Raw genomic sequence first — 5,611 nt, 5'->3', positions numbered from 1 at the left:
CCGCCCGTCCCGCCGGCACCCGCACGGCCGGAGAGCCTGTGGCGGCGCCTGCTGAACTGGTGGCGCGGCGAGTGAGCGAAGGCGACTAGACCTCGCCGGCCCACTCCCCGAAGGACGACCAGGCCCGGAGCACGCGAGCGCTCGCGAACGCGTGCTCCGCCCCGGTGACCGGATCGGTGAACTCCAGCCTGCGCGCCAGCAGTTGCAGGGGGCGCCGGAAGTCGCCGGCGGGCACCGGGGCGGTCACCTCCGGATACAGCGGATCACCGAGGATGGGCACGCCGAGGGCGCTCAGGTGCACCCGCAGCTGATGGGTCTGGCCGGTGCGCGGAACCAGCCGGTAGCGCGCCAGCCCGTCCCGCCGCGCCACCAGTTCCACCCGGGTCACCGCGTTGGGCTCGCCCTCGGCCTCCCGCGCGGCCGGCACTCCGCGCTCCTTCAGGATCCGGCTGCGCACCGTCCGGGGCAGCGCGAGCGAGGCGTCGTACGGCGCGACCGCCTCGTACTCCTTGCGCACGCGCCGGTCGCGGAACAGCGTCTGGTAGGCGCCGCGCTCCTCGGGCCGCACCGTGAACAGCACCAGCCCGGCCGTCAGCCGGTCCAGGCGGTGCGCGGCCGTCAGCGCCGGGATGCCCAGCTCGCGCCGCAGCCGGGCCAGCGCGGTCTCGGCGACATGCGTGCCGCGCGGGGTCGTGGCCAGGAAGTGCGGCTTGTCGGCGACGACGATGTGCTCGTCCCGGTACACCACCTCCACCGGAAAAGGCACCGGCACCTCGGCGGGCAGCTCGCGGTGGAACCACACGAACATCCCCGGCTCGTACGGCGCGTCCGGCGCCACCGGCCGCCCGTCGGCCCCGACGACCAGCCCCGCGTCGAACATCCCCTCGACCACCCCGGCCCCGGCCCCGCTGAGCCGCTGCACCAGATGCTCCCGCACGGTCGCCCACGCGCCACCCGCGGGCAGCCGCACCCGCACCGGGTCCACCCCGTCGCGCTGGGGCAGCGGGGCGGGCGGGGGCGGCGTGCGGCGTCTCATCGAGGTCAAGCGTACGAGCCCTGCGGACCGCCCCGCCCTGGCAGGATGCGGATCATGCCGTACCTCAGGAACCCGGTCCTGCCCGCCGGGACCCTCGCCCGCACCCCGCAGCCGACCCTGGACGCCGGTGACGGCCTGCTCCTGCGCCCCTGGCGCGCCGAGGACGCGCCCGCCGTGCACGCCGCCTTCCAGGACCCGGTGCTCCACCAGTGGCACGTCAGGTCCTGCGACTCCGTGGCGGAGGCCGCCGACTGGATCGCGGAGTGGCAGCGGTGCTGGGAGCGCGAGCGGGACGCCCAGTGGGCCGTCGTGGCCCCGGACACCGGCCGGCTGCTGGGCCGGGTGGCGCTGCGCCAGATCCTGCTGGCGGACGGCGTGGCCGAGATCGCGTACTGGACCGTCGCGCGGGCCCGCGGCCGGGGCGTCGCGGCACGGGCCACCACCGCCCTGACCCGCTGGGCGTTCGAGGAGATCGGCTTCCACCGGCTGGAGCTCCTGCACGCCACCGGCAACCAGGCGTCCTGCCGGGTCGCCGGCAAGACCGGCTTCGCCCTGGAGGGCACCAAGCGCAGCGCCCTCCTGCACCCCGACGGCTGGCACGACATGCACCTGCACGCGCGCGTGCGGGGCGACTGAGCCGGACGGCCGTCTGGCGGCCGCCGTCCCCGGTAGGACGGCCGCCACCGCCGTACGGCCGCACCGGGCCCGGTGGCCCGCACCGGCTTCACGGGTGCACGGTGCCGTTCCAAACGGTGACGACGGCGGAGTCCGGCACCCGCGCGGATGCCGCCGTCAGGCGACGTCGGTCCCCTGAACCGGCCGACGGACCCGGGCCGTTGGGCGCCGGTCCGTGTGAAGATGGAGCGCGTGCCGGCCTACGACCTCGCGAACCGACTCGTCGTCGGTGTCGCCTCCAGCGCGCTGTTCGACCTGCGGGAGTCCGACGCGGTCTTCCGGGAGCAGGGTGAGGAGGCCTACCGGGCCTACCAGGAGCGGAACGTGGACGACACGCTGCGGCCCGGGGTCGCGTTCGCGTTCATCCGCAGGCTGCTGTCGCTGAACGACCTCGGCGAGCCGGGAGACCCGCTCGTGGAGGTCATCATCCTCTCGCGCAACGACCCCGACACCGGCCTGCGGGTCATGCGGTCCATTAAGGCCCACGAACTGCCGATCACCCGGGCCGTGTTCATGCAGGGCCGGTCCCCGTACGCGTTCATGACCGCGCTCAACATGTCCCTGTTCCTGTCCGCGAACGGGGACGACGTGCGCGAGGCCGTCGCCGCGGGCCTGCCGGCGGGACACGTGCTGGGCTCGCCGTACGCGGACGACCCCGCCGACCGGGGGCTGCGCATCGCCTTCGACTTCGACGGAGTGCTCGCCACGGACGCGGCCGAGCAGGTGTACCAGGCGGCCGGCCTGGAGGAGTTCCGCGCGCACGAGGCCCGCAACGCGGCCACCCCGCACGACCCCGGACCGCTGCGCGACTTCCTCGCCGGCGTGAACCGGATACAGCGCCGGGAGGAGGAACGGCGCAGGAGCGATCCCAACTACGCGATCCGGGTCCACGTCTCCATCGTGACCGCGCGCAACGCACCCGCCCACGAGCGCGCCGTCACCAGCCTCAAGCGGTGGGGGGTGACGGTCAACGGCGCGTTCTTCCTCGGCGGCATCGAAAAGGGCGCCGTCATGAAGGTGCTCAGGCCGCACATCTTCTTCGACGACCAGGTGACCCATCTGGAGAGCACGTCCCGGACCACCCCCAGCGTGCACATCCCCTTCGGCAAGCTCAACGAGACCGCCCCCCGGCAGGAGCCGGCGCCCTGAGGCCGTCCCCTGTCACGCGGCCGCCGCGCGGCCCTCCTGCTCGGCCTCGATGCGGGCGTTCCACTCCCGCTTGGAGGCCTGCCAGCCGTCCTCGTTGTGGCCGAGCCGCCAGTAGCCGGAGACCGACAGGTCCTCGCGCGGGATCTGCCGCTCGACGCGCAGCAGCCGGCGCAGCTCCTTCACGAAGCCCGCCTCGCCGTGCACGAACGCGTGCGGCCGGCCCTGCGGGAACTCCAGCGCCCGCACCGCCTCCAGCAGCGCCTGGCCGACCGGCCGGTCCCCGCGGTGCAGCCAGACGACCTCCACATCGGAGTCGATCTTCTGCTCCTCCTGCGGGCCGGACACCTCCACGAAGGCGTGCGCCAGGGCGCCGGCCGGCAGCGTCTCCAGGGCGCGGGCGATCGCGGGCAGCGCGCTCTCGTCACCGGCGAGCAGATGCCAGTCGGCGCCCGGGTCGGGCGCGTACGCGCCACCGGGGCCCATGAAGCGCACCGGCTCACCGGGCCGCACCCGCGTGGCCCACGGCCCGGCCAGCCCCTCGTCGCCGTGCACCACGAAGTCCAGGCTCAGCTCCCGGTGTTCGGGATCCCAGGCACGCACGGTGTACGTCCGCGTGACGGGCCACTGCTCACGCGGGAACGTCGCGCGGACCCGCTCCAGGTCGAAGGGCTCGGGATACGTCACGCCCGCCGGGCCGAACAGCAGCTTCACATAGTGGTCGGTGCAGGTGTCCGCCGCGAAACCGGCGAGGCCGTCGCCGCCGAGCACCACCCGCTGCATGTACGGGGACAGCCGCTCGGTGCGTACCACCTGGGCGGTGTAGGGCTTGCGCGGCTTTCGTTCCGGTCGCTCTGCCATCACGGCCTCCTGCGGAATGGTTAGGTATGCCTAAGTTAACACCTCTCCCTTGCGTCCGATCTTTCGTCCGGAATCCCGAACCGCCCTTTGCCGGAATATTGCCGGGCGGGGCACCCGCCGTCACGGGCCCTGCCTCACGCCCCGAGCGTGGTCAGCAGCCGCTGCAGCGAACCGCCGAGCCCCCACCGCGCCGCCAGCTCCTCGAGTCCCGCCGGATCGCGCGGGGCGCGCGGAAGCGCGGTGTCGACCTCCGGCAGCGGCACGTCGCCCGCCACGCGCACCACCTTCGGCGCCACCGCCACATACGGCCGGGCCTCGGTCAGCCGCCTGCGCTGCGACGGCGTGAGCCCGGCCCGCGGGTCGTCGACCGCCGCCATGATCCCGGCCAGGTCGCCGAACTCGGCCAGCAGCTTCGCCGCCGTCTTCTCGCCGATCCCGGCCACGCCCGGCAGACCGTCGCTCGGATCGCCGCGCAGCAGCGCCAGATCCGCGTACCCGCGCCCGTCCACCCCGTACTTCTCGCGCAGCACCGCCTCGTCGGTCACCTGCAGCGTGCCCACGCCCTTGAGCGGGTACAGCACACGGACGTCCCGTTCGTCGTCGACCAGCTGGTACAGGTCGCGGTCGCCGGTGACGATGTCGACCGGGCCGTCGGCGCGCGCGGTGAACGTGCCGATCACGTCGTCCGCCTCGTACCCCGCCACCCCCACCCGCGCGATGCCGATCGCGTCCAGCACGTCCTCGATGACCGGGACCTGGGGCGCGAGGGTGTCGGGCACCTCCTCCGCGTCCGGGGCGCCCGTGTGCTCCTCGGCGACGCGGTGCGCCTTGTAGGTGGGGATGAGGTCCACCCGCCACTGCGGCCGCCAGTCGGCGTCCATGCAGGCCACCAGCCGCTCCGGCCGGTGGTCCTTCACCAGCCGGTCGATGAAGTCCAGCAGCCCGCGCACGGCGTTCACCGGCGTGCCGTCCGGCGCCCGCACGGAGTCCGGGACGCCGAAGTAGGCGCGGAAGTAGAGCGACGGGGTGTCTAGCAAAAGGCACTTTCCAGATCTGGTGGTCATGCGGTCAGGATCGCACTGCTGCCCGCTGGACGTCCCAGAACGGCGAACGCCCCCAGGATGTCCCGGGGGCGTTGCTCGTGCCGTCCTACGGTCAGCAGGCGCGGTTGATGACGTCGTGGTCATCCCAAGTGGTCGCGCGTCCGCGAAGGAGGACGGTCACAATCGCGCCGTCCGCCGCTACGACGACGCACAGCGAACCCTTCACATACCGCGTGCGCCCCTGGTGGGGCTCGGTTCCGTCCGGCCGCCGGATCGCTTCGCCGACCTCCTCGGGGGACACGTCGCGCTTCGCCATCTGCGCCAGGGCGTGCTTCGTGAAGCGGTAGCCCATCACTTGCCCGCCTCCTCGTCCTTCGCGGCGGCGACGGAGCGGCACCCCGAGCACCAGTCGGCCGACCGGCGGCGAGCCGTCCAGGCGGCGCGGTGCGTCGGGTGGAACTCCTGCTCGTCGTGCGTCACGCAGAGAGCCATCCACTTGTCGGCAGCGTCGACCAGGCCGTACTCGGCCTTGGGTGGAGACAGCAACGCCCCGGCAGCCGGGCGCGGGGCCTAACTCCGGGGCGCTGAGCGGGCAGCAGGGCGTTTCGTGGTTAGTGGGGCCGGAGGCGTGTAAACGGCCCTCAGACGGGCGTCAGGCGCATCACGCGGGCAACCCGAAGTTCTGCTCAACTCGGTCGACGGCGACCATGGCCTGTAGCTCGCGTTCCTGCGTATCCATCGGCTCTATCCCACGGATGACGTAGGCAGCCTGGGGCTGCTTCTCGATGCGTCGTCGAGTGCGCTCACCGATCGTGGCGTCGGCGACGCGGAAGAACCACGTGCGACCTAG

General features: G+C 73.3%; 8 protein-coding genes. 2 read left to right on the top strand and 6 right to left on the bottom strand.

The features are described from left to right. Positions 1-85: 85 nt before the first annotated feature. The gene (locus ACLU3S_RS35455; protein WP_413956081.1) at positions 86-1,036 is read right to left on the bottom strand and encodes an RluA family pseudouridine synthase; all 951 of its coding nucleotides are present in this window, start codon (positions 1,034-1,036) and stop codon (positions 86-88) included. 54 nt (positions 1,037-1,090) lie between these two features. Here ACLU3S_RS35455 and ACLU3S_RS35450 point away from each other — a divergent pair, with 54 nt between their 5' ends. Continuing rightward, positions 1,091-1,672, top strand: coding sequence for a GNAT family N-acetyltransferase (locus tag ACLU3S_RS35450; RefSeq protein ID WP_413956080.1), 582 nt, complete (start codon positions 1,091-1,093; stop codon positions 1,670-1,672). A gap of 222 nt (positions 1,673-1,894) precedes the next feature. Further along, positions 1,895-2,860: a 5'-nucleotidase gene (locus ACLU3S_RS35445; protein ID WP_413956079.1), complete on the top strand. Its 966-nt coding sequence runs from the start codon at positions 1,895-1,897 to the stop codon at positions 2,858-2,860. A 12-nt stretch (positions 2,861-2,872) separates the two neighbouring features. Here ACLU3S_RS35445 and ACLU3S_RS35440 read toward each other — a convergent pair whose 3' ends face one another. From ACLU3S_RS35440 to ACLU3S_RS35420, 5 genes are all read right to left on the bottom strand, one after another. Next, on the bottom strand, positions 2,873-3,718 hold the full coding sequence (locus tag ACLU3S_RS35440) for a siderophore-interacting protein (protein WP_413956078.1): 846 nt from the start codon (positions 3,716-3,718) through the stop codon (positions 2,873-2,875). A gap of 134 nt (positions 3,719-3,852) precedes the next feature. Further along, a complete protein-coding gene (locus tag ACLU3S_RS35435; RefSeq protein ID WP_413956077.1) occupies positions 3,853-4,782 on the bottom strand; it encodes a 5'-3' exonuclease in 930 nt (309 codons plus the stop codon). Positions 4,783-4,873: 91 nt separating this feature from the next. Next, the gene (locus ACLU3S_RS35430) at positions 4,874-5,113 is read right to left on the bottom strand and encodes a DUF4258 domain-containing protein (RefSeq protein ID WP_389829320.1); all 240 of its coding nucleotides are present in this window, start codon (positions 5,111-5,113) and stop codon (positions 4,874-4,876) included. Continuing rightward, complete coding sequence (locus ACLU3S_RS35425; protein ID WP_413956076.1) at positions 5,113-5,307, bottom strand: hypothetical protein; 195 nt, start codon at positions 5,305-5,307, stop codon at positions 5,113-5,115. Before ACLU3S_RS35425 ends, ACLU3S_RS35430 begins: the two co-directional genes overlap by 1 nt. A gap of 115 nt (positions 5,308-5,422) precedes the next feature. Then, the coding region (locus ACLU3S_RS35420) for a hypothetical protein (protein ID WP_413956075.1) at positions 5,423-5,611 on the bottom strand (189 nt) is incomplete at its 5' end.

Origin of the sequence: Streptomyces sp. AF1A, assembly GCF_047340315.1 — a bacterium.
Lineage (GTDB): Bacteria > Actinomycetota > Actinomycetes > Streptomycetales > Streptomycetaceae > Streptomyces.
The sequence above is the reverse complement of the archived record's forward strand: the minus strand, read 5'-3'. Positions and strand labels throughout refer to the sequence as shown.

Coding starts and splice junctions, on each gene's coding strand:
- ACLU3S_RS35435 (WP_413956077.1), bottom strand. CDS start 4,782: ATGACCACCAGATCTGGAAAGTGCCTTTTGCTAGACACCCCGTCGCTC.
- ACLU3S_RS35445 (WP_413956079.1), top strand. CDS start 1,895: ATGGAGCGCGTGCCGGCCTACGACCTCGCGAACCGACTCGTCGTCGGT.
- ACLU3S_RS35455 (WP_413956081.1), bottom strand. CDS start 1,036: ATGAGACGCCGCACGCCGCCCCCGCCCGCCCCGCTGCCCCAGCGCGAC.
- ACLU3S_RS35450 (WP_413956080.1), top strand. CDS start 1,091: ATGCCGTACCTCAGGAACCCGGTCCTGCCCGCCGGGACCCTCGCCCGC.
- ACLU3S_RS35440 (WP_413956078.1), bottom strand. CDS start 3,718: ATGGCAGAGCGACCGGAACGAAAGCCGCGCAAGCCCTACACCGCCCAG.
- ACLU3S_RS35430 (WP_389829320.1), bottom strand. CDS start 5,113: ATGGGCTACCGCTTCACGAAGCACGCCCTGGCGCAGATGGCGAAGCGC.